Source organism: Terrabacter koreensis, from assembly GCF_054783315.1.
Genome location: NZ_BAAGQU010000012.1, coordinates 351632 through 374254, shown reverse-complemented (window position 1 = coordinate 374254; position 22623 = coordinate 351632). Strand labels below are relative to the sequence as shown.

Annotated in this window: 24 protein-coding genes; 10 read left to right on the top strand and 14 right to left on the bottom strand. The window is 71.3% G+C overall.

Annotated features, from left to right (window positions below):
• The 6 genes from ACYVNR_RS20645 to ACYVNR_RS20620 all read left to right on the top strand — a co-directional run.
• Positions 1-220, top strand: a 220-nt coding sequence (locus ACYVNR_RS20645; protein WP_461050700.1) for a hypothetical protein, incomplete at its 5' end; no start/stop codon positions are given.
• A gap of 154 nt (positions 221-374) precedes the next feature.
• Complete coding sequence (locus ACYVNR_RS20640; protein ID WP_461050698.1) at positions 375-1478, top strand: prenyltransferase/squalene oxidase repeat-containing protein; 1104 nt, start codon at positions 375-377, stop codon at positions 1476-1478.
• Positions 1479-1595: 117 nt separating this feature from the next.
• Complete coding sequence (locus ACYVNR_RS20635) at positions 1596-2450, top strand: ABC transporter substrate-binding protein (protein ID WP_461050696.1); 855 nt, start codon at positions 1596-1598, stop codon at positions 2448-2450.
• A gap of 10 nt (positions 2451-2460) precedes the next feature.
• Positions 2461-3282, top strand: a complete 822-nt coding sequence (locus tag ACYVNR_RS20630; RefSeq protein WP_461050694.1) for an amino acid ABC transporter permease — start codon at positions 2461-2463, stop codon at positions 3280-3282.
• Complete coding sequence (locus ACYVNR_RS20625; RefSeq protein WP_461050692.1) at positions 3279-4181, top strand: amino acid ABC transporter ATP-binding protein; 903 nt, start codon at positions 3279-3281, stop codon at positions 4179-4181. The genes ACYVNR_RS20630 and ACYVNR_RS20625 overlap by 4 nt, the downstream gene beginning before the upstream one ends.
• On the top strand, positions 4181-5443 hold the full coding sequence (locus tag ACYVNR_RS20620) for an NAD(P)/FAD-dependent oxidoreductase (RefSeq protein WP_461050690.1): 1263 nt from the start codon (positions 4181-4183) through the stop codon (positions 5441-5443). The genes ACYVNR_RS20625 and ACYVNR_RS20620 overlap by 1 nt, the downstream gene beginning before the upstream one ends.
• Before the next feature lie 52 nt (positions 5444-5495).
• On the opposite strand, the gene ACYVNR_RS20615 is transcribed toward ACYVNR_RS20620, so the two are convergent.
• Complete coding sequence (locus ACYVNR_RS20615; RefSeq protein WP_461050688.1) at positions 5496-6890, bottom strand: NTP transferase domain-containing protein; 1395 nt, start codon at positions 6888-6890, stop codon at positions 5496-5498.
• A 152-nt stretch (positions 6891-7042) separates the two neighbouring features.
• Between ACYVNR_RS20615 and ACYVNR_RS20610 the strand changes: the two genes are divergently transcribed.
• Positions 7043-7480 carry a cupin domain-containing protein gene (locus ACYVNR_RS20610; RefSeq protein ID WP_461050686.1) on the top strand — a complete coding sequence of 146 codons (438 nt, stop codon included), beginning with the start codon at positions 7043-7045 and terminating at the stop codon, positions 7478-7480.
• A gap of 37 nt (positions 7481-7517) precedes the next feature.
• Here the strand turns inward: ACYVNR_RS20610 and ACYVNR_RS20605 are convergent, their stop codons facing one another.
• The 3 genes from ACYVNR_RS20605 to ACYVNR_RS20595 are packed head-to-tail and all read right to left on the bottom strand — an operon-like array spanning position 7518 to position 10190.
• Positions 7518-8231, bottom strand: a complete 714-nt coding sequence (locus tag ACYVNR_RS20605) for a DUF72 domain-containing protein (RefSeq protein WP_461050684.1) — start codon at positions 8229-8231, stop codon at positions 7518-7520.
• Positions 8232-8235: 4 nt separating this feature from the next.
• Entirely contained in the window at positions 8236-9294 is a 1059-nt protein-coding gene (locus ACYVNR_RS20600) for a zinc-dependent alcohol dehydrogenase family protein (protein WP_461050682.1), read from the bottom strand.
• Positions 9291-10190, bottom strand: coding sequence for an NAD-dependent epimerase/dehydratase family protein (locus ACYVNR_RS20595; RefSeq protein ID WP_461050680.1), 900 nt, complete (start codon positions 10188-10190; stop codon positions 9291-9293). The genes ACYVNR_RS20600 and ACYVNR_RS20595 overlap by 4 nt, the downstream gene beginning before the upstream one ends.
• Positions 10191-10280: 90 nt before the next feature.
• Between ACYVNR_RS20595 and ACYVNR_RS20590 the strand changes: the two genes are divergently transcribed.
• Positions 10281-11120 carry an isocitrate lyase/PEP mutase family protein gene (locus tag ACYVNR_RS20590; RefSeq protein ID WP_461050678.1) on the top strand — a complete coding sequence of 280 codons (840 nt, stop codon included), beginning with the start codon at positions 10281-10283 and terminating at the stop codon, positions 11118-11120.
• 3 nt (positions 11121-11123) lie between these two features.
• Here ACYVNR_RS20590 and ACYVNR_RS20585 read toward each other — a convergent pair whose 3' ends face one another.
• Together ACYVNR_RS20585 and ACYVNR_RS20580 are read right to left on the bottom strand one after the other, a co-directional pair.
• Complete coding sequence (locus ACYVNR_RS20585) at positions 11124-11486, bottom strand: YciI family protein (protein ID WP_461050676.1); 363 nt, start codon at positions 11484-11486, stop codon at positions 11124-11126.
• Positions 11487-11605: 119 nt separating this feature from the next.
• Positions 11606-12070 (bottom strand): SRPBCC family protein, encoded by a 465-nt coding sequence (locus ACYVNR_RS20580; protein WP_461050674.1) that lies wholly within the window; start codon positions 12068-12070, stop codon positions 11606-11608.
• Between the two features lie 104 nt (positions 12071-12174).
• On the opposite strand from ACYVNR_RS20580, the gene ACYVNR_RS20575 reads away from it, so the two are divergent.
• A complete protein-coding gene (locus ACYVNR_RS20575; protein ID WP_461050672.1) occupies positions 12175-12534 on the top strand; it encodes a VOC family protein in 360 nt (119 codons plus the stop codon).
• Between the two features lie 172 nt (positions 12535-12706).
• Entirely contained in the window at positions 12707-13975 is a 1269-nt protein-coding gene (locus ACYVNR_RS20570; protein WP_461050670.1) for a threonine/serine exporter family protein, read from the top strand.
• Between the two features lie 264 nt (positions 13976-14239).
• Here ACYVNR_RS20570 and ACYVNR_RS20565 read toward each other — a convergent pair whose 3' ends face one another.
• The 8 genes from ACYVNR_RS20565 to ACYVNR_RS20530 form a co-directional block, all read right to left on the bottom strand.
• The gene (locus ACYVNR_RS20565) at positions 14240-16078 is read right to left on the bottom strand and encodes an ABC transporter substrate-binding protein (RefSeq protein WP_461050668.1); all 1839 of its coding nucleotides are present in this window, start codon (positions 16076-16078) and stop codon (positions 14240-14242) included.
• A gap of 125 nt (positions 16079-16203) precedes the next feature.
• Positions 16204-16614, bottom strand: a complete 411-nt coding sequence (locus ACYVNR_RS20560) for a hypothetical protein (protein ID WP_461050666.1) — start codon at positions 16612-16614, stop codon at positions 16204-16206.
• 91 nt (positions 16615-16705) lie between these two features.
• A complete protein-coding gene (locus ACYVNR_RS20555) occupies positions 16706-17710 on the bottom strand; it encodes a serine hydrolase domain-containing protein (RefSeq protein WP_461050664.1) in 1005 nt (334 codons plus the stop codon).
• Positions 17711-17741: 31 nt separating this feature from the next.
• Positions 17742-18476 carry a glutamine amidotransferase gene (locus ACYVNR_RS20550; protein WP_461050662.1) on the bottom strand — a complete coding sequence of 245 codons (735 nt, stop codon included), beginning with the start codon at positions 18474-18476 and terminating at the stop codon, positions 17742-17744.
• Positions 18473-19198, bottom strand: a complete 726-nt coding sequence (locus tag ACYVNR_RS20545; RefSeq protein WP_458798929.1) for an esterase family protein — start codon at positions 19196-19198, stop codon at positions 18473-18475. Before ACYVNR_RS20545 ends, ACYVNR_RS20550 begins: the two co-directional genes overlap by 4 nt.
• Before the next feature lie 29 nt (positions 19199-19227).
• A complete protein-coding gene (locus ACYVNR_RS20540; protein ID WP_045188773.1) occupies positions 19228-20388 on the bottom strand; it encodes an alpha/beta hydrolase-fold protein in 1161 nt (386 codons plus the stop codon).
• Positions 20385-21326 (bottom strand): type 1 glutamine amidotransferase family protein, encoded by a 942-nt coding sequence (locus tag ACYVNR_RS20535; RefSeq protein ID WP_461050659.1) that lies wholly within the window; start codon positions 21324-21326, stop codon positions 20385-20387. Before ACYVNR_RS20535 ends, ACYVNR_RS20540 begins: the two co-directional genes overlap by 4 nt.
• Before the next feature lie 12 nt (positions 21327-21338).
• The gene (locus ACYVNR_RS20530) at positions 21339-22568 is read right to left on the bottom strand and encodes an ATP-grasp domain-containing protein (protein WP_461050657.1); all 1230 of its coding nucleotides are present in this window, start codon (positions 22566-22568) and stop codon (positions 21339-21341) included.
• Positions 22569-22623 lie beyond the last annotated feature (55 nt).

Genomic DNA, 22623 nt, shown 5'->3' with positions numbered 1-22623 from the left:
GCTGTCCATCCTCGAGGGTGAACACGACACGCACGCCGCCGTGCTCATCGAAGGCCCGGCCGAGGTGGTGACAACCGTGCCAGAGGACCTCCGGCAGATCACCGAGCTACGCAACCGCGGCGGCACCATTGCCTGGGCGGCCTACTGGCTGCGGATCACCCCGCAGCGGCTGTTCAGCTTCGCCGAGCACGCGTGGCAGGACGAGGGCTTTCGCTCCTGAGCGGTCCCGGTGCCGCACTGAGAGCGGGCCGTCGTCTTCAAGCGGCGGACCTGCGTGAATCCGCCGCAGATGGGCTGGTTCGAGTGAATGGCCAGATGAGCAGGGCTGCCTTCGATCGGCAGGTGGGTGCCCGTCTCCCGACTAACGTTTGAAGATGGAGCGAAGCGAACCTAGGGGGCGCGACCGACCGCAGACCGTCCCGCTGACCAAGGACGACCCCGTTGTGCGGTGGCTGCTACAGGGCGATTCTGCGATCCGCTGGCAGGTGCTGCGCGATCTGGTCGATGCCCCGGAGGCCGAGGTCGTTGCTGAGCGGGCTCGGGTAGAGCACGAGGGCTGGGGCGCTCGGCTGCTGGCGCTGCGCGCTCCTGATGGGCTGTGGGCCAACGGCGCCTGCTTCCCAGACACCGCCGCCTTCGCCGAGGAGACTGCGCGGGCCCTGGCCGCCGGTGAACCGCCGCCGCCGTTCCCGGCCGCCAGTGAGGATCCCAAAGAGGCCCCGACCGACGGGTCGGAGACGGAGACGGGCCAGCCGTGGACCGCGACCTACCAGGTCCTGCTGGACCTGTGCCATCTGGGAGTCGCCCCGGACAGTGCGGTGATGCAGGAGACCGCCCGCCTGGTCGCCCGCAACTGTCGCTGGGAGTGCGACGGGCTCCCGTTCTTCGCCGGCGAGGAGGACTGCTGCATCAACGCCGGCACGATCCGGATTGGTACCTATCTGGGCGTCGACGTCGACGCCGTGGTGCAGCGGCTTCTGGCGGATCAGATGCCTGATGGCGGCTGGAACTGCTGGGCGCAAAGGCGCCCGGCGCCGTCCTCTTTCGCAAGCACGCTGGCCGTGATCGACGCCTTGCTGCGGTGGGAGCGCCGCACCGGTGGATCCGACGAGGTCCGTCTGGCTCGCCGGAACGGAGAGGAGTACCTGCTCCGGCGCCACCTCTTCCGGTCGCTGCGCACCGGCGAGGTGGTGAACCCCGAATGGATGCTGTTCTCGTTTCCCCCACGCTGGCGCTACGACGTGCTCAAGGCGACGGAGTACTTCGCCCTGCGTGGTGGCAGGGCGGACCCGCGACTGGCCGAGGCAGTCGAGCACGTCCGCGCGAAGCGGCGACCCGACGGCCGTTGGCTGCTCGAGAACACCCACGCCGGCGCGGTCCACTTCCGGTTCGAGGAGCCTGACGGGACGCCGAACAGGTGGAACACCTTGAGGGCACTCCGGGTGCTGCGTTGGTACGACGCGTCCGCCGCAAGCTAGGCGGGACAGGCGTCGTGAGTCGGTACGTCCAGTTATCGGACCGTGCCGTCGTGGTCGTACCGGGACCGGGCCCCGCTGGGTAGTGTCGCCGCTACCGACAAACTTGGAGGAACACTCATGTCGCAGGTCAGGTCCCGCCTTCTCGGCTTCGCGGCGGTCGTCTCCGCCACCTCTCTCGCCCTCGCCGCCTGCGGCTCGAGCTCCGACTCCGGGGGCAGCTCGGGCAGCAACCCCTCGGGTGGTCCGCAGCTCGTCAGCTCGGACGCCCTCACGGTGTGCACCCACCTGTCGTACAAGCCGTTCGAGTTCAAGGACGCCTCAGGCAACGTCGTCGGCTTCGACATGGACCTCGCGCAGGCCGCTGCGAAGCAGCTGGGCCAGTCCAAGGTCACGATCGTCGACATCGACTTCGCCTCGCAGACCTCCGGTGCGGTGTTCGCCGCGAAGAAGTGCGACATGGCGATGGGCGCGGTCACCATCAACGACAAGCGCAAGCAGTCGGTGGCGTTCTCGACGCCCTACTTCAGCGCAACGCAGGCCCTTCTCGCGAAGAAGTCCGCGGGCATCACCGACCTGTCGTCACTCAAGGGCAAGAAGCTCGGCGTCCAGACCGACACGACCGGCCAGGCGTACGGCGACAAGAACAAGGACGCCAACGGCTACGAGACGGTCGTCTTCGACGACCTGCCCACCGAGATCGCCGGGGTGCAGTCCGGTCGGGTCGACGCGGCGATCAACGACAACGGTCCGCTGCTCGACTTCGCCAAGTCCAACCCGGACTTCGCGGTGGTCAAGGAGTTCGACACCGGCGAGCAGTACGGCTTCCTCTTCCAGAAGGACAACCCCAACGCCGCCAAGATCAAGGACGCCTTCAACGCGGCCCTGAAGAAGTCGATCGAGGACGGGTCCTACAAGGCGAGCTACAAGAAGTGGTTCGGTTCCGAGCCGGCTGTCATCCCGACCGTTCCGTGAGCGCGCTGCCATGACGTCCCCTGCAGCAGCGGGGCGAGTGCGCAAGCTCTCGCCCCGCAAGCGGGCCCAGCGCATCCGGTGGGTCCAGTACGCCGTTCTCGTGGCCGCCGTCGTCATCCTCGTGTCGGTCGCAGACCTGCCCCAGATCCAGAAGGTCTTCTTCCGGGGCGACCTGATCGTCGACACCCTGACCCAGGGGCTCGGCCGGGCACTGCTCAACACCGCCGTGTACGCGTTGGGCGCGTTCGTCCTCGGCCTCGTGCTGGGCACGATCCTCGCCCTCATGCGCCTGTCGTCCGTGGGCCCCTACCGCTGGATCGCGACGGTCTACATCGAGTTCTTCCGGGGCCTGCCGGCGATCATCGTGCTCCTGGCCTTCGGGTTGCTCCCGCTGGCCTTCCCCGGGCTCGAGATCCCCTTCGGCATCTACGGAACGGTGTGGAGCGCGCTCGGCATCGTCGCGGCCGCCTACATGGCCGAGACGATCCGCGCGGGCATCCAGGCCGTGCCGAAGGGGCAGGTCGAGGCGGCCAGGTCACTCGGTATGCCGGCCGGCGCCGCGACGCGGAAGATCGTTCTCCCGCAGGCGTTCCGGATCGTCACCCCGCCGTTGACGAACGAGCTCATCCTCGTCGTCAAGGACAGCTCGCTCGCGTACATCATCGGGCTGTCCTCGACGTCGTTCGACCTGACCAAGTACGGCCGGGACCTCGCCAACACGAACGCGAACCTCACTCCGCTCGTCATCGCGGGCCTCTGCTACCTCCTCATCACGCTGCCGCTCACGTTCGCGGTCCGGCGGATGGAAGCCAAGTCTGCGAGGGCACGATGACGACCCACCCGTCCCCCACGCGTACGTCCTCGGCGCCCGCCGACGCGGTCGTCGAGATCACGGACCTACGCAAGTCCTTCGGCTCGGTCGAGGTGCTGACGAACATCACGACCTCGATCAGCCAGGGCGAGGTGGTCTGCGTCATCGGGCCCTCGGGCTCCGGCAAGTCCACGCTGCTGCGCTGCATCAACCTGCTCGAGCAGCCCAGCGGCGGCACGATCCGCGTCGAAGGCATCGACGTCACCGACCCCGACTGCGACATCGACCGGGTGCGCAGCAGGATGGGGATGGTCTTCCAGCAGTTCAACCTGTTTTCACACCTGACCGTCCTCGACAACTGCACCGTCGCGCAGCAGGTCGTCCACAGGCGCGACAAGGCCCAGGCCGAGCAGGTCGCCCGCGCCAATCTGGAGAAGGTGGGCCTCGCGGAACGGGCCGACGCCTTCCCCGCACAGCTCTCCGGCGGCCAGCAGCAGCGCGTCGCGATCGCCCGCGCCCTGTCGATGGAGCCGGACCTCATGCTCTTCGACGAGCCGACGTCGGCCCTCGACCCCGAGCTCGTCGGCGACGTGCTGGCCGTGATGCGACGGCTCGCGTCCGAAGGCATGACGATGATCGTGGTGACGCACGAGATGGCGTTCGCGCGAGAGGTCGCCGACCGCGTCATCTTCATGGACGGTGGCGTCATCGTCGAGGAGGGGCACCCCGACCGCGTCATCGGCGACCCGCAGCACCATCGCACCCGCACCTTCCTCAAGCGGGTGCTCGACCCCACGCACGTCGACCCAGATGCCGATGTGGAACCCGGCGACGACCGGCGCGCCCAGATCAAGGAGGCAGAGCTCAGCGCGCGGGCCGAGCCCCACGTGTCGAGCGACCTGAGGGACCAGCGCTTCTGATGCCGACCGCCGAGGTCGCCGTCGTCGGCGGCGGGCTGATCGGGCTGTTCAGCGCCCACGAGCTCGTCGAGCGAGGGTATGCCGTCACGGTCCTCGAAGCCGGAGGCGGGCTCGGCGGGGGTGCGGCTCGCGTCAACGGGGGCTGGGTCTGTCCGGCCCGCAGCGACCCGCTCCCGTCATGGGGTGTCGTTCGCGACGGCATACGCTCGCTCGTCTCGCCCGGGAGAGGCAGCTTCCTGCTGAGCGCGCGAGCGCTTCCGCGGGTGGCGGGCTACCTGACGCGGTTCCTCACGAGCTCGGGCCGACGGACGTTCAGCCGGTCCTGGGACGATCTCGACCTGCTCAACCGCCGCACGGCCGGGCTCGTCGACGAGCTCGTCGAGGCTCGGGTCATCGACGACCTGCAGGACGAGGGGTTCCTCATGCTGCACCCGACCCGCGAGGAGGCGGAGGCTTCCCGGGCGTCCCTGCTCTCCGTCTCGCGACGCGGCCTCTGCCCGCCGCCCGAGCCGATCCTGGAACGGCGGGCGCTGCTGAGGCTCGAACCGGGTCTCGGTGACGCAGCCCAGTTCGGTTTCGTCCATCGGGGCGACCGGTGGCTGGACCCGTCACGGCTGGTGGACCGACTCGGCTCGTCTTTGAGGTCACGAGGCGTAAGCGTCCTCGGCGACACGCCAGTCCTGGCGGTGCGCCAGCGAGGCGCGCGCGTCGAGCTCGCCACGCGCTCGGGCACCGTCGAGACGGGCCACGCCGTCATCGCCGCGGGCGCCTGGTCCGAGCAGCTGCTGCGGCCACTTGGCATCCACGGCTATGTGACCCCGGGCAAGGGCTACAGCTTCACCATCCACCCCGAGCAACCACCGACACACGTGCTGCGGCTCGGCGACACCCATGTCGGAGTGACCCCCATGGGCGGCCGCACACGGGTGCTCGGCATGGTGGAGCTCGACGGGACGCCAGAGGGGCTGCGCGCCGGACGCATCGACGTCATGAAGCGCAAGGCGGCGCCCTACCTGACCGGCGTCGACTGGGACGCCAGCACCGACGAGCAGGTCGGGCCCCGTCCCATGACGCCCGACGGCAAGCCGCTCATCGGTTGCGCGCCGGGCGCGGACCGCGTCGTCGTGGCGACCGGCCACAACATGCTCGGGCTCAGCCTCGCGGCTCCCACCGCGTCGCTGGTGGCCGATCTCGTCGAACTCGGTTCCGCCGCAACGGTTTCCGCCTTCGACCCGATACGCTTCACGCGCCGACGCCGCTAGCCCCAAGAGTGGTGGCTACTGGCTAGCCGGTCATTCGGACGGGACGGGCGCCTCAGACGTCGGTTCGGTGACGCCACCGCTGCTGCCCGGCCAGGGACGGGCGCCGCAGGAAGGCGACCCGGAGGGCGAGGGAGATCGCGGATGTCGCGGTGACCGCCGCCAGAGCCACCAGAGGGCTGCCGAAGAGTGCGCCCACGGCCACGAGGAACAGCCGACCGTCCCGGCCACCCAACAGCAAACCGAGCGCCCGTTCGGGGGCCGGTGGCAGTCCCAGTGCTGCGGCGCGGTCCTTCGTCGCCATGGACAGCAGGGCCCCGGCCGTCGCCGCCACAGTGAGCGCCAGCACGACTCGGGGGTCGTGCGCCTCCACGGCCCACAGACCCAGACCAGCCAGGATCGCGGCGTCACCCACGCGGTCGAGCACGCCGTCGAGCAGCGCTCCCTGAGGCCTGCCCCGCAGCTGGAGTCGGGCGACCTCTCCGTCGACGCCGTCCGCGACGGAGCTTGCGTGCACCAGGAGCGCGCCTGCGACGCCTTGTCCCGTGGCCAGCAGCACCGCGCCCGCCAGGCCGAGCAGGAAGGCGACCACGGACACGACGTCAGGGTCAGGGCGCCACCTGGCCAGCAGCATCGACAGCCGGGTCGACACGGGACGGTTGAGCCAGCGGCTGACGGGCCCATCCGCATCCTTGCCGAGCGAGCCGCGCAGAGCGGCCGCCGCTGCCCGTGCGTCCTCGGGAGTGTCCACGTCCTGCCACCAGCAGCCGTCGGGCAGCGCAGCCACCTGCAGCGGCGACTCCTGGGCGAGCCGGGTCACAGCCCCTGCCAGGGTGTCGTCGCCCTCGAGCGCGACCTCTGCCCGGCAGCGGAAGATGTCGGGGGGCAGCAGGAACGCGCCGCAGTCGATGCCGGGCTCGTCGAGGGCCTTGCCGAACGCGACCACGGCCCCGTCCACCACCCGAACCCTGGTGCCCTCCTCCCAGGCGGCAGGCCCCGGAGAGGGGTCGACGAGCACGGCCGGCGCGCCCGCCTCCAACAACCGGTCGACGGCTCCGTCGCCGAAGACATGGTCAGCGGTGAGCAGCACGAAGAGCTTCTCCCCGGCGACCAGGTCCTCGACGGCCTCCAGCGACGCGCCGTTCCCGTCCTGCCACCGCTCCGCGTACGCGGTCCGGACCCGGCCGGGTGCCAAGCCGTCGACGAGTGCCGCGACCGGCCCGGCACTGTGGCCCACGACCACCACGACGGACTCGATGCCGGCGGCGAGCAGGGTCTTCACCGCTCGCTCGACCAGGGTCAAGCCGCCCAGCCGCAGCAGCGCCTTCGACCCACCGCCGGTCAGGGCGCTGATCCGCTCGGACCGGCCGGCAGCCAGCACCACACCGACTCGCGGCAGCCGCGACGGGCGCGAGATGAGCTCCCCGGCCCCAGCCACCGTCACCTCCATGCAGGTTCACTGTCCACTGTGAGCGACTCATCGTCCGTGCCCTCTGACCGTAGCCGATCTGCTGGGCGGTCCGACGATGATGGACGAACCCGCCGCGGACGGCTCACGCCGGGCCATTGTGGTCGGGCCCGCGACGGCGACACACTGGTGACATGAGCCTCGACGCCTTCGTGTCGACGCCTGACGACGCGGAGACACTCGACGTCTTCTCGAACGCGTTCAGCATTGCCGTCCCGGCGCACCGAACCGGGGGTGCGGTCTCGGCCGTTCAGGGCACGTTCCAGCCGGGAGGTTTCGCGCCGCTGCCACACGTGCATCGAGACGAGGACGAGCTCTTCTACGTCGTGGACGGGGCCTTCGACTTCCGCCTCGGGTCGGAGATACGCCGCGGCCGCGCGGGGTCGTTCGTCTTCGTCCCCCGCGGGACCCTGCACGGCTTCACGGCCGCGGGCGACGGGCCGAGTCGACTCGTCTTCTTCCACCTGCCCGGCCTCGACGGGTTCTTCCGGGAGCTCGCCCTCCTGAGCGGACCCGACCCGTCAAAGCTACGCGTGCTGATGAACCGATGGGGCATGGACGTGCCCGCTTGACCAGCGGGCGGCTTCGTCAGCCGTCTGTCTGGCGGCCTCAGCCGCAGAGCAGTGCGAGGAACCGCTCTGCGTCACCGGCCCGGGGCAGGTTGTTGAACATGACGTAGGGCTGCGGGCGAGCGTCGACGAGATCGCGCAGCCGTCGTAGCTCGTCATCGGTGTGGACGTGCCGCGAGCCCGTGGTGCCGTGCAGCCGGTAGTACGTCTGATCCGGGGTCACCGTCTCGGTCTGCATCGGGTCGACGACGTGAACGAGGTCGAGCTCGGCGCAGAGCTCCTCGAGCAGCTGCCTGGGCCACTTCCCACGGGGCTCCCACAGCAGCCGACCGGCCGGCCGACCCACCCGGGTCAGGAAGCTCCGCAGCCGGCCGACGTTCTCCGCTGTCGGGCGGAAGCTCTTCGGGCACTGGAGCAGCACGGCACTGGCGCGCAGGAGGTCAGCGCACTCCAGGGTGCGCTTCCAGCCCGCGAGGACCTCAGGGGTCGTCCGGAAACCTCCGACCTGACCATGGGCGGTCTCCGGCAGGGGCTGCTTCAGCCGCCGGTAGGTGGGGCTGTTGGACTCGTGCGTGACGATCTGCCACGCCTTCATCGTGAACTCGAAGTCCGGCGGCACCTGGGTGCGCCAGCGGGTCAGCACGGCGTCGGCAGGCGGGTCGTAGAACGTGTTCTGGACCTCGACGACGGGGAAGCGCTGCACGTACGAGGCCTGCGAGATCGTCCACCCGCACAACCCGACCCGTACGTCCACGCGACTACCCTTCCCGCACGTCGCCGGCGGCGAGACTCACGACGGTCATCCCGGTCGATCCCGGTCGGTCCATGGTCGCCAGCGCGGCTCCGGCTTCGTCGAGGCCGATGACTCGCCCGACGAGCGCGGCCGGCCGGAGGGAGCCCTCCTCGATAAGCCTGAGCATCGCCGGGTAGTCGCGGCCCGGCATGCCGTGGGAGCCGTAGACCTCGAGCTCCTGGGAGATGACGAGATCCATCGGGAGCGGCGGGGTCGAGTTGGGGCCGAGCAGCAGGCCGGCCTGCACGTGCCGGCCGCGTCGGCGCAGGCTGCGCACCGACGCGACGGCGGTGTCGGGTGAGCCGAACGCATCGATGGAGACGTGGACACCGCCGTTCGTGACGTCCCGGATCAGCGCCGCCGCGTCGGGTTCAGCCCGAGGGTCGATGATCCCTCCAGCGCCCAACGCGGAAGCCCTCCCAAGGGCGTCGTGGTTCACGTCGACCGCGATCACCCGCGCACCGAGCGCCACGCCGATCATCACCGCCGACAACCCGACGCCGCCACACCCGTGCACCGCGAGCCACTCACCAGGACCAAGCCGTCCGTGCGTCGTCAGCGCGCGGAACGCCGTCGCGAAACGGCAGCCCAGCGACGCCGCCGTCACGAAGTCGACCGAGTCCGGCAGCCGCACGAGGTTCGTGTCGGCGCCGTGGATCGCGACGAGCTCGGCGAACGACCCCGGCCCCGTGAAGCCGGGCTGCGTCTGGTCGGGGCACACCTGCGCCTCGCCGGCGAGACACCACGAGCACCGCCCGCACCCGCAGACGAACGGCACCGTCACCCGGTCGCCGACCACCCAGTTGCGCACCCCGGAACCCACCGAGGAAACCACACCCGCCAGCTCGTGACCCGGCGTGTGGGGCAACGCCACCGGGTCGTGCCCCATCCACGCGTGCCAGTCGGAACGGCATACGCCCGTGGCCTTGACCGCGACGACGACCCCGCCCGGCGGGCACGCCGGCGGCGGCACCTCCCGCACCACAGGCGTACGCCCGTAGTCCTCGTAGACGACCGCCTTCACGACGCGCGCGGGTCGTCGAGCACGTCGCGCCACGAGTGCTGCGGCGAGTAGCCGAGCAGGTCGCGCGCCTTGTCGATGGAGTAGAACGTCTCGTTGCGCCCCATCTTCCGCCGCTGCTCCACCCCGTCGTAGAAGCGCTCGCGCACCTCGTCGGTCGTCGCCGCGACCGACATGTCGGCGTTCGCGACGTTGAACACCTCGTAGCCCAGCCCGTCGACCTCGAGGCACCGCTGCACCATGAGGCCGAGATCGCGAGCGTCGATGTAGGCGAAGAGGTTTCGCCGCCGCAGTGTCGGGTCCTCGAGGAACGGCGGGAACATCTCGGCGTACTCGTGCGGCTCGATGACGTTGTTGATGCGCAGCCCGTAGATGTCGACGCCGGTGCGGGCCTGGAACGAGCGCGCTGTCACCTCGTTCGCGACCTTCGACATTGCGTACGAGTCCTCCGGCACCGTCGGGTGCTCCTCGTCCACCGGCACGTAGAGCGGCTTGCGCTCACCCTGCGCGAAGCACACGCCGTAGGTCGTCTCGGATGACGCGAAGATCACCTTCCGGATGCCGAGCCGCGTCGCCGCCTCGAGCACGTTGTAGGTGCTGAGCACGTTCGTCGCGTACGTCTTCGCGTCCGACGTGAGCAGGATCCGCGGGACTGCGGCGAAGTGCACGACGGCGTCGTATGCCGGCTTGGTCGCAAGCTCCAGCTCGTCGAAGCGCGCCAGTCCCGCGAGCGCCGAGTACGTCTCGCCGACGTCGGTGAGGTCGACGGCGAGGTCGTCGACGGCGGGGTGGCCCAGCGGGACGAGGTCGGCGTTGGTGACCTGGTGGCCCTGATCGGCGAGGAACGGCGCGACGTGCCTGCCGGCCTTGCCGCTGCCACCGGTGAAGAAGATGCGCATGTCCCGATCCAACCACCGACGGGCCAGGACACCCGATCGTCCGGGTCGCGCGGCATGCTGGGTGAGACACGACGGACGAAGGAGACACGCTTGGCTGACCACGAGACCCGGCAGCAGGACGACAGTCCCGAGACCGACAAAGCCAGCGCCCTCCTCGGCCTGCACTCCGGCCCGGGCTTCGTGCTGCCCAACGCCTGGGACGCCGGCTCGGCGCGAGTCCTCGAACAGGTCGGCTTCCCCGCCATCGCGACGACCAGCGCCGGGATCGCCTGGGCGAGCGGGGTGCCCGACGGCGGGGCCATGACCCGCGACGCGATGCTCGACCACGTATGCCGCATCGTCGCCGCCGTCGACGTGCCCGTGACCGCCGACCTCGAGGCCGGCTACGGCGCCACCGCCGAGGACGTCGGTCGCACGATCGAACTCGCCGTCCAAGCCGGAGCCGTCGGCGCCAACCTCGAGGACATCACCGGCGGGCGCCTCTTCGACGTCGAGGAGGCCGTCGACCGCATCGCTGCCGCACGGGCCGCTGCACCGAAGGGCAGCTTCGTCGTCAACGCCCGCACCGACACGTACTTCGCGGGCGTCGAGGGCGACGTGTTCGCCCAGACGGTCGGGCGCACGACGCGCTACCTCGACGCCGGGGCCGACTGCGTCTTCGTCCCCGGTGTCGTCGACGCCGACACGATCCGCCGGCTCGCCGAGGCCATCCCCGGCCCGCTCAACATCGTCGCCGGCCTCGCCAACACCATCGACGCCCGCACGCTCTTCTCCCTCGGTGTCGTACGGGTCAGCCTCGGCGGCAGCCTCGCCCGCGCCGCCCTGAGCATGCTCGAGCGCGCCGGCCGAGAGCTCCTCGACACCGGCACGCTCGGCTTCCTCGACGGGGCGATCGGCTACGCCGACCTCCAGCAGCGCTTCCGGAGGTAGCCGTCAGGCAAGACCACCGAACGGGCGCACCTCGACCTTGCCGCGGCACGCCTTCGAGCCCTCGGCCGCGAGACGCTCGGCCGTGTCGCGGTCGGGCGCGTCGATGACCCAGAAGCCGCCGATGACCTCCTTGGCCTCCAGGTAGGGGCCGTCGGTGACGACGGGCTGCTCGCCCCGGCCGTCGACCACGGTCGACTGCCTCACCGGCTCGAGACCACCGGCGAACACCCAGTAGCCGTCGGCCTTGAGCTTGTCGTTGAAGGCGCCCGTGTCGGCGAACGCCTGCTCCATGTCCTCCTTCGAGCCGTAGTTGCCGAACTCGTTCATCTCGGCAGGGCCGTGCACGGCGAGCAGGTAGTGCGTCATCCCAGTTCTCCTCTGTCTCGGGCGGTCCGGTCGACCGTCCTTCACCCCCACGTCGAACGACGGTCGGCCGCTTCGACAGGGGTCTCAGGACTTTCCGCACCGATCCTGTCGGAGCGCGGTCAGCTGGTCGACCGGAAGGATGCCTCGAGCGCGGCGAGCACGGCCGTGCGCTCGCGGCGGGCGATGAGGCCCAGCACGGGGGTCGCGAGGTGGTACGCGCCGTGCGTGCGCAGCGACACGTGGTGGCGCACGAGCGTCGCGCCGTCACCGGCGTCCTCGAGCGTGTATGCCGGCCAGCCCTCCATGTTGAGCCGCCCGGACTTCGTGCGGTCCCACCAGTGGTACGTCAGGGTGCGCGGCGCGTCGAGCTCGGCGATCTCGCCGGGCGTCGGGCCGAAGAGGGTGTGGTCGACGTAGGTCGTGCCCACCGCCGGGGTGCCGGTCGACGTCTGCTCTGAGCGCCGACGGATGCTGCCCTTGCTGCGCATCCACTGGTTGTACGCCTCGATGTCGACCAGCCGCGCGAACACCTCGGCCGGGGGCGCAGCGACGCGTCGCTCGAGCATGAAGTCGACGGCACCCATGGACCGAGAGTAGGTGCGCACGCTGGGAGTCCGCTCGGCAACGGCGGGAGAGGTCCTGCCACTTCAGGACGCCGATCGTCCGGGTGGGCGCCTACCGTCGGTGCATGGCCATCGCCCGATACCCCAGCTTCGTCCTCGACTGCCCCGACGCCGGGGCGCTCGCCACCTTCTACGGCACCATGCTCGACTGGACCATCAAGACGTCCGACGACTGGGCCGAGATCCGCGACACCGAGACCGGCAACTGCATCTGCTTCCAGCAGGTCTCGGACTACACGCCGCCGCAGTGGCCCGGCCAGCAGGTGCCGCAGCAGATGCACCTCGACGTCATGGTCGACGACCTCGACTCCGGCGAGAAGGAGGTCGTGGCCCTCGGCGCGACGAAGCACGAGCACCAGCCCGGCCAGTCGTTCCGCGTCTTCCTCGACCCCGCCGGTCACCCCTTCTGCCTCTGCGTCGACTGACCCAGCACGCAACTCACCCGCGGCCCGCCCCCCACCCCTTTCTCCTGCAATCGAAAGAACGCTCCGTCACCCCTGCGAGGTGACGGAGCGTTCTCTCGATCGGAGCGCCGCAGGGAGGGGAGGGCGCGGGACCGAGTGGACCGTCCTCCGGGGCGCGTCGTCCGCTGACATGATGACGACCATGCAGGAGGACGCGGACGGGCAGACCGAGACCCGCGCCCTGCTGGCCGAGCTCGGCACGGCCATGATCGCCACCGGCCAGCCGGTCCAGGAGATCGAGGAGGAGCTCGCCGAGGTGAGCACCCGCCTCGGCTACCCCGAGGTCCAGATGGCCGTCGGACCCACGGGTCTCATGGTCACGCTCACGCCCGGCGGCCCGAGCACCTACCGCTCGGCTGCGGCCGGGCTGCGCCTGCACCAGTCCGCCAGCGTCCGCCTCATCCGCCACCAGCTCGTCGTGGGTGAGCTGACGATCGCCGCCGCCCGTAAGGAGCTCGCCGCCACGACACGGCGCCCCGTCCAGCAGCCCGCGTGGCTGGTGGCCCTCGCCTGGCCCGTGCTGGCCGTCGGTATCGCGCTCATCCTCCAGCCGGGCTGGGCCAACGTCGCCGCGGCGGCCGTCGGGGCGCTCGTCGTGCTCGCGCTCGTCCAGCTCGCCGAGCGCTACGAAGTGGTCAAGGCGCTGCTCCCAACCCTCGCCGCGTTCGCCGTGTCGCTGCTCGTCTTCGGTGCCGCCGACGCGGGGCTGCTCGCGGGACCGCTGCGCACCGTGCTGCCGCCGCTCGCCGTCCTGCTCCCCGGAGCCCTCGTCGTCAACGGCATGTCCGAGCTCGCGGCCGGGCACATGCAGGCGGGGTCGGCCCGGCTGACCTACGGGCTGGCGCAGCTCGGCCTCTTCGCGCTCGGCCTGCTCATGGCCACCGCGCTGCTCCGGGTGCCCACCTCGACCCTCGTCAACCAGCGCGTCGACGACATCGGCTGGGCCGGCGCCCCCGTCGGGCTCGTGCTCATCGGCGCGAGCATCTGCCTCATGGAAGGCGTCCCGCTGCGCATGCAGGGCTGGGTCCTGCTCGTCCTCAGCCTCGCCTTCGGCGCGCAGCTCGCCGGGCAGCAGCTCGGCACGATCGTGCTCGGGGGCTTCCTCGGCGCCGTCGCGGCCAGCCTCGGGGCGAGCATCGTCGAGCTGCGCCGCCCGCAGCTGCCGCGCCTCGTCCTCTTCCTGCCCGCGTTCTGGCTGCTCGTTCCCGGCAGCCTGGGCCTCGTCGGGGTCACCGAGCTGGCCGCCGGTCGCGAGTCGGCCACCGACGTCGCCCTCGGCCTGCTCGGCGTGGCCATCGCCATCTCGCTCGGCCTGCTCGTCGGCTCGTCGATCGGCCGAGCTTTGCGCGGCCGGCTCGCCGCATCGCCCGCACCGACGCCGCCGACGGCACCTGCCGCCTGACCGCGGCCCGCGCTCGGCAGATCCCTGATCGAGAGAACCACGCGCGTGACTCAGCGTTCTCTCGATCGGAGCCACGCGCGTCACTCAGCGTTCTCTCGATCGGAGCCACGCGCGTCACTCAGCGTTCTCTCGATCGGAGCCACGCGCGTGACTCAGCGTTCTCTCGATCGGAGGAGGGCGCGTACGCCGTGCTCGCGAGGACGCGAGGGACGTGACGAAGCGTTCTCTCGATCGGAGAGGAGAGGGGAGAATGCCGGCGCCGGGTCAGCGGATGCGGGCGAGGTCGACGGTCCAGACCGGGTTGCCGGGCACGGCCGCGACGCGGTCGCCGCTGGCGAAACGCGTCGACGGCTGGAGAAGGGGGACGAAGGGGCCCCGGTCGTTCATCGCCTGCTGCCAGGCGGCATACGCGATCTGGCGGTCGTCACCGATCGAGTCGCGCGCCTTCTGGGTGAGCGAGTCGACCAGCGGGTCGAGGCCCGGCACGAAGCCGGCGCGCGAGCCGACCAGGCCACCCGGCCCGAAGGCGAGGTAGTTCTCGGGGTCGGGGTAGTCGGGGCTCCACGCCCACAGGCTGAGGCCCGTGAGACCGGCGCGGTAGGCGGCGAGCGCCTTCTGGGCCGGCTGCGGGTCGAGGCGCACCTTGATGCCGACCTCGCCGAGCTGCTTGGCGACCGCGGCGGCGATGGTGCCGGCGGGCAGCCCCTGGATGGGCACGTCGGCGGCATACGTGAGGGGGATCGGCTGGCCCTTGTAGCCCGAGCTGCGCAGGGCGGCCCGCGCAGCGGTGAGGTCGTGGGCCGGCACGACCGGCAGGGTCACGACAGGGGTGGGGCGGCCGTCGGCGCCGGTGGTCGTGCCGTCGCTCGGGGTCGTGGGAGAGTCGGTGGTGCCCGCCGAGGCGCCCGCCGAGGACGAGGTCGTCGTGGGCGCGGGGGTGCCGGACGGACCGCTGGTGCCCGACGTGCCCGACCCGCCCGACCCGCTCGACCCGTTCCCGCCCGTCGTGGCAGGAAGGTCGTCCAGGGCGCCGACGATGCCGGCCGGGATGAGGCCGGGCGCGGCCGCGGCGCCGGGGACGGCCTGTGCGAGCGCGTCACGGTCGACGCCGCGGCGGATCGCCTCGGCGAAGCGCGGGTTGGCCGTCCACGCGTTGACGGCCGCCTTCTGGTCGAGCGCGAGGTAGGTGAGCGTGCTAGACCGCATCGAGGTCACCGTGACCGCCGATGCCGGCGGACGCGCCGTGGCACCGTCGGCCTGCGTCGGCGACAGGTCGAGCACGAGGTCCGCCCTGCCAGTGCGGACGGCGTCGAGCTGCTGCGCGGGCGCGAGGTTGCGCACGACGACCGTGGTGAAGGCCGGGGCGGTGCCGCGCCACATCGGGTTCGCGGCGAGGCGCACCTCGGAGGTACCGCGCACGCTCTCGATGACGTAGGGACCCGAACCGGCCGAGTGCTGCGAGAGGTAGCCGCTGGCCTCGTCGCCGGGCCCGATCGTGCCGCCGTGCGACCTGACCGCGGCGGCGTTGAGGATGCCGAAGGCCGGGTTGGCGAGGATTGCCGGCAGGGCGAAGTTGGAGCCGGGCGAGGTGAGCGTGAAGGTGCGCTCGTCGACCTTGGTGACGCCGACGGTGCCGAGCATCGCTGCGGTGGGTCCGCCGAGCCCCTTGGCCCGCTCGATCGTGAAGACCACGTCGTCGGTGGTGACGGGTGTGCCGTCGGAGAAGACGAGGTCCTTGCGCAGCCGCATCGTCAGCCACTTGCCCTCGGGCGAGATGGTGTACTCGGCCATGCCGGGGACGACCTTGGTCGGGTCGTCGGCGTCGAGGGTCGTCAGCGTCTCGTAGAGCGCGTGCGTGAGCAACGCTCCGGTGCGGTCGAACTGGCGCGTCGGGTCCAGTGTCGTGTGGTCGAAGACGGCACCGACCACGAGCTGCTTCTGCTGGGTGGTCAGCGTGGCCGGTGGGGTCGACACCGTGGACGTCGCCGCCGGGGTGCCGCCGGCCGTCGAGGAGGACTGCGCCGTGCTCGTCGTGCAGCCCGCCGCCAGCGTGAGCACGCCGACGGCCGCCACGAGGGCGGGGCGGGCAGGACGACGACGCATGGGCTTCCTTCGAGGACGCCCGGGACGGTGCCGGACGGGACTGCAGGGGCGCAACGACAGGGGCAGACACTGACGGCAGGTGGCGCCGCGGCAACCCGGTGCACCCCTGCCAGTGCCACCAGAGTCTAGCCGCCGCTCGCGGTGGCCCCGGCCTGCGAGGCGCTCGGCGCCAACACGAGGTAGGCCTGTGCGAGAAGCACCACACCGATCGCGACCCACTTGCCGACGGGCAGCTCGACGCCGTAGCGCCAGCGGTCGACGAGCACGAGCCCGACCTGGAGCATGACGACCCAGCCCATCGTGACGAGGGCCAGCTCGGCATACCGGAGCGACGACGCGTACACCCAGAAGAGGACGAGGAAGGCGCCCGCGCCGAGCACGAGGGCGCGCACGCTGCCGTTCTCGGCCCACTCCTTGGCGAGGACCGCGCCCACGAGGTCGAGGCCGGCGAGGCAGACCATCGCGAGCGTCGCCACCACGGGCACCGGCCAGGCGTCGGGCGCCTTGATGAGTGGGAAGACGTCGGTGACGCTCATGGGTGGGCCCGTCCTTCGGAGCAGGGCCCGCCCCCGCGAACAGGCCTCTCCCTCAGAGGGCGCCGCGGCGCCCGGTGATACCGGCCTGCCGTCAGGCTTCGAGGCGCTCGGCCAGGTGCCGGACGAGCGGCCGTATGCCGTCGCTCGTGTTCGCGACGACGGTCCACGTGAGCGACCGGCTGGGCACGTGCGCCGTGCGTGCCGAGACGCCGGCGTCGTAGCCGTTCATGACGACGCCGTCGCCGGCGGGCGCGAGCCAGAGGCCGAAACCGTAGCGGCGCCCGTCCCCGGGGTCGACGCTGCGCGGCCGCAGCATCTCGGCGACCCAGCGCTCGTCGACGACCCGTCCGCCGACGAAGGCGTCCCACAGCGCGTGGAGGTCGCCGACGGTCGTGTGCACGCCGCCGTCACCGCTGCCACGCACGGGCAGGTGCAGCACGTTGGTGCGCAGGCCGTGGTCGTCGAGGTAGCCGCGGGCGACGGTCGCCGGCAGCTCGTCGGAGCGGAGGTATGCCGTGTGCTCGAGTCCCGCCGGCACGCAGACCCGCTCGGCCAGCACGTCGTGGAACGGCCGCCCGGTCACGCGTTCGACGACCAGGGCCAGCACGACGTAGCCGCCGTTGCAGTACGAGAACCGCTCTCCGGCAGCGAACTTCGTCGGGTGACCGCGCAGCGACGGCACGTAGTCGTCGGTCGTCACGAACTCGTGGACGGGCCTTGTCATGACGTAGTCGGACGGGCCGAAGTCGAGGTCCTCGTCGAGGTAGTCGCCGATGCCGGAGCGGTGCGCGAGGAGGTGCTCGACGGTGACGTCGGGCGCGATGTCGGGCAGCTCGTCGCCGAGCAGGTCGCGCACCCGGGCGCCGAGGCCGACGAGGCCGTCGGCCACGAGGCTGACGACGGTCATGGCGGTGAGGCTCTTCGCGATGCTGGCGACTCCGAACTGCGTGTCGAGCGTGTTCGGCACCTCGAAGGCCCGCTCGGCGAGACCGTGCGCCGAGGCGTGCTCGGTCACGCCGTCGCGGTCGACGCGGACCACTCCGGAGAAGCCGTGCTCGTCGGCGAGCCGCGCGACCATGGCCGTGAGGTCCTCCACCGGCCCAACGTAGCCCCGGCACCTCGTGGGGTCAGGCGAACTCGGCGACGAACCTCCTCAGCACGTCGTGCGTCGGCGACACGTCGGCCGCCCTCACCGACTCGATGATCGCGTCCTGCTCGTCGGGCCGGAAGTAGCCGAGGTGCGCGTAGGCGCGGATGCGCTCGACGAACGTCTCGAGCTCGAGCTCGGGATGGAACTGGGTCACCCACGCGCACGGGCCCACCCGGTAGGCCTGCACGGGGCACGGGTCGCTCGTGGCCACGACGACGGCACCCGGCGGGGGCTCGGTCGCCGCCTCCTTGTGCCCGACGAAGGCGGTGAAGGTGTCGGGCAGCGCGCGGAAGATCGGGTCGTCGGCTGCGGCGGCGGTCAGGCGTACGGTCGTGGAGCCCACGGGCTCGCCGTACGTGCGGTCCACGACCCCGCCGAGGGCGAGGCTCGTCGCGCCGATGCCGTAGCAGAGCCCGAGGTAGGGCACCTCCCGCTCGACGAGCTCGCCGATGAGCACGGTCAGCTCCTCCTCGACGCGGCGCTCGGTCGGCGACTTGGAGTCGCGCGGCTCGCTGACGGTGAAGGGGCTGCCCCCGAGCACCACCCCGGCGTATGCCGTCACGTCGAGGGGGAGGAACGCGCCCTGCTCGATGCGCAGGTGCACGACGTCGTCGTCGCCCAGGCCGGTGAGGCGCAGGAACGCCTCGCGCTCCTGCTCGGCCAGGGCGTCGTCGACGCGGGAGGTGAGCAGCAGGAAGGGCCGGCGGCTCACGGCAGCAGGTCGTCGAGATACGTCGGCAGCATCTCCCACCAAGTCGGCCAGTCGTGGTCGTAGGCCGGGCCCCAGTCGTCGACGCGGTTGGGGATGCCCTTGGCGCCGAGCACCTCTGCGACCGCCCACGCCTCGCCCGGGTCCTCCCACCGGCCGCTGCCCGACGCGAGGATGACCATGCGGTGGCGCAGCGCGTCGAGATCCGGGCCGTCGAGGTCGGGCAGGAAGTGCAGCGGCGAGCTGAAGTAGAGGTCCTCGGTGAAGCGGCCACCGATGAACTTGTCGACGGCGTACGTGCCGCTCATGCAGACGGCCGAGTCGACGAGGTGCGGGTAGCGGCAGGTGATGGCCAGCGCGTTGAAGGCACCGATCGAGGCCCCCGCGACGACGACCGGCAGGTTGCCGCCCACGTCGGAGTGGATCGCGGGGATGACCTCGGAGGCGACGGCGTCGTGGAAGGCGTTGAAGAGGGCCATCCGGTACTCCGTCGAGCCGACCCGCTCGGCCATCGCCTTGCCGGCGACGCTGTCGCAGGAGTAGACCTTCGCCCGGCCGGCGTCGATGAGCGGCATGAGGTGGGCGATCATCTTGTGCCGCTCGACCTCCTCGGCGTCACCGCCCGCGGTGGGGAAGAGCAGCACGGGCATCCCGTAGGTGCCCCACCGGGCCACGGTGATGTCCTGGCCGAGACGGTCGGAGTGCCACCGGTCGGTCACCTTCATGGGTTGCCTTCCTTCTGGGGTTGCGCCCGTCACTCGTAGACGAACTTCTGGGGTCCGGGGAAGATCCAGGAGAGGCCGTCGCCGAGGCGGTCGCGCCAGTTCTCCCAGTTGTGGCCGTCACGCGCCTCCGTGTAGCGCACCTTCATGCCGGTGTGCCGGAAGACGGGGACCATCGACCGGTTCGGCGTGATGAGCGGCTCGTAGACGCCGCACGTCATGAAGATGCGGTCGACGACGGCGGAGGGCTTCTCGCGGAAGCGGTTGACGAACTTCACCACCGGGTCGAAGGCGGGGCCGCCGCCGTGGTCGAAGCCGATGTCGGTGAAGACGAGCGACGCCGACTGCAGCATGAGCGAGCCGAAGTAGCCCGGGTAGCGCACCGCCGTGGACAGCGACGCGATGCCGCCGAACGAGCTGCCCATGAGGCAGCGGGCCTCGGGGGTGTCGAAGAGCGGCAGCCGCTGGGTGAGCAGCGGCACGAGCTCCCTCGCGATGAACCGGGCGTGCGGGGCGTGGTTCGGGTACTCCTTGAGCCGGTCGCGCGGCGGCACGAACACCGCGACGAGCGGATCGACGTCGAGCCGATGGATGAGGTTGTCGAGCACCGTCTTCATCGCCGCGAACTCGAGGAAGTCGGTGCCGTCGTGCACGACGAGCAGGGGGTAGCGCTGGGCCCGGTTGAAGCGCGCCGGCAGGTAGATCTGCACCGGCTGGTCGCGGCGCAGTGCCTTGCTGCGGATCTGCTCCTCGACGAGCGTGCCCGGCCGCGCCTCGGGGTCGAACGCCACCCAGTCGGGCACCCGGTAGCCGATCGCGGCACACACCGACGACGAGCCCATGGGGCTGTGCGCGAGCCGCGGGTTGAGCGGGTCGTTGAAGCGCTCGTACTGGTCGCCCTTGCGGATCTCGATCTGGTACTCGACGCGCGATCCCTCGGGCAGGACGGTCGTCACCGCCCACAGGTCCGACTCGCCGATCCGCTTGAGCGGCAATGGGTCCGGCAGCCCGACGACACGGTGACGCACCCACACCTCGTCGACGTCGCCGCGGTAGAGGAACGTCGCGCGCTCGCCCTCGATGATGGGGCAGCCGAAACGCTCGATGAACCGGTCGATGGCCGGCCCGTCGAGCGGCAGCCGCTGGCGCAGCTGGTTGACGGCGAGCCGCGCCGTGCGGGCCTGGGTGCTCACGCCGCCCCCTCGGTGACGACGGTGCCCGCCGTGGTCAGCACGCGCGTACCCTCCGGGACCACGGCGCGACCGTCGGCGTCGGTGCTGCCGGGCCCGAGCCGGATCACCGTGCCGGCGTCGAGCGGCACGAGGCGGTGGGCCGGGAAGCGCGCCGCGAAGACCGCCATGCGCTCGCGGTCGTCGAGGTCGAGGCGGCGCCGGGCGTGGGGCAGCGGCACGAGGCCACGGACGCGCCCCATCCCGCGGTCGTGCACCTCGGGGGCGGTGATCCCGTGCGGCGCGAAGTCGTGGAAGAGGACGACGGGGTCGCAGACGGCCATCGCCCCGGCCGACCAGGCAACGACGGGTGTCGAGGCGGGGAACGACACGGCGAAGAGCCGCAACGTCTCCATGAGCAGGCCGACGTGCCCGCCGGCCACGACGACGGCGGCCGAGGAGGCGAGCAGCCCGGCGATCTCGGCACGCTGGGTCGCGAGCGCCGCGCTGCCGCGGAACGCGTCGGTCGCCGCCGTCTGCTCGACGAGCCGGGCCACCTCGTACGCGTACCAGTCGTCGACGTCACGCAGCGCCTGCAGCGCGGACCGCTCGGCGCCCTCGCCGATGCCGTGCCGCGACGTGCGGTGACGCACCGCGAAGACGGTGTCCCACGCCGACTGGAGGCGCAGGCCGTAGAAGGCGCGCAGCTCGTCGTGCCGGGACCGGTGGTCGAGCACGACGGCGCGCAGCCCGTGGTCGGCCCGCAGCAGCTCGAACGCCCGGCGGTAGAGGCGCAGGTTGACGCCGCGGCCGTCGAGGTGGCCGGCGAGCTCGGCGTCGTCGGACTCGCGCTCCTCCCAGCCGGAGTTGACCATGGCGATGGGCCCGTCCACGTCGAGCGCGCGCACGGTCGCGCCCACGGTCGTCGTGAACCGCTGGGGACCGAGCAGGATCGTCGTCATCGAGTACGCGCGTCAGCCGGCGTGCACGCGGACGGTGCGGCAGACGTCGTCGAGCATCGCCTTGACGGTGTCGTAGTCGGGGTGGCGCAGCCGCACCCACGCGTTGGCCATGTAGCCGGCCTCGACGCCCTGCGTGCCGTGGCCGACCGGCGGGAAGTGGCCGTCGATGACCCACTCGCCGTAGCGCGCCTGGATCTCGTCGATGCCGCTGTAGCCGGTGATCGACCCGTCACGGTCGGGGCGCAGCGCGACGATGCCGGCGGCATACGTCCGCTTCATCTGCTGCTCGGGGGCGCGGTGTGTGATGACGTGCGCCCACTCGCGGTAGACGTCGACCTCGTTCGCGGCCGAGTAGACGTCCCACGCGCCGACGCCCGGAGGGCGGCAGCCGATCTCGCTGAACTTCAGGCCCTTCGGTCCGTAGAACCACTCCATGTGCGTGGCCGACGTCTCGATGCCGAGGGCCGAGATGACGCGGCGGCCCAGCTCGCGCACCTCCGCGTAGAAGGAGTTGCCGGGCTCGTCGATGCGGTTCGTCGTGATGAACTGCGGCGAGATCCAGCGGTGGCGCATCGCCTCGAGCACGTTGGGGTAGTAGTGCGTCGCCCAGTCGTGCACGACGCGCCCGTCGAGGGTGATGGTGTCGTAGAACCCCTCGTGACCCTCGACGAACTCCTCGATGGCGATCGACGTCGCGCCCTCGCGACCGTACGCCGCCAGCGCGTCCTCGAGCTCCCTGTCGTCGTCGACGCGGACCGTGCCCTGCGCGCCGGCGCCCGCACGCGGCTTGAGGATGAGCGGGTAGCCCTCGCGCTCGGCGAAGGCCCGGGCCTCGTCGGCGGAATCGACGGCCGCGCTCGCCGCGGTGGGCACGCCCGCCTGGCGCAGCGCCTCCTTCATCGACGGCTTGTCGCGACACAACCACGTCGTGCGCACGCTCGTGCCGGGGATGCCACACGCCTCACGCACCTGCGCGGCCGGCATCGTGTGCGCCTCGACCGTCGCCTCCAGCGCGTCGATCCAGACCTTGTCCTGGAAGAAGCGCACCGCCTCGACCATCTGGTCGACGTTCGTGACCGACCCGACGCGGTAGTAGCCGCGCAGCGCCCCGAGGACCTCGTCGCCGAGGTGCCCCTCCTCGGACTCACCGATGCCGTAGACGTTGGCGCCCACCGAGGCGAGCGCGTGCACGAAGCGGCGCTGGTTCGCCGGGAACGACGGCTCCACGAAGATGATGTTCACCTCGCCGACGCTATCGGTAGGCCTGTGCGGATGCCACGGCTCGCGGTTCGGTGGG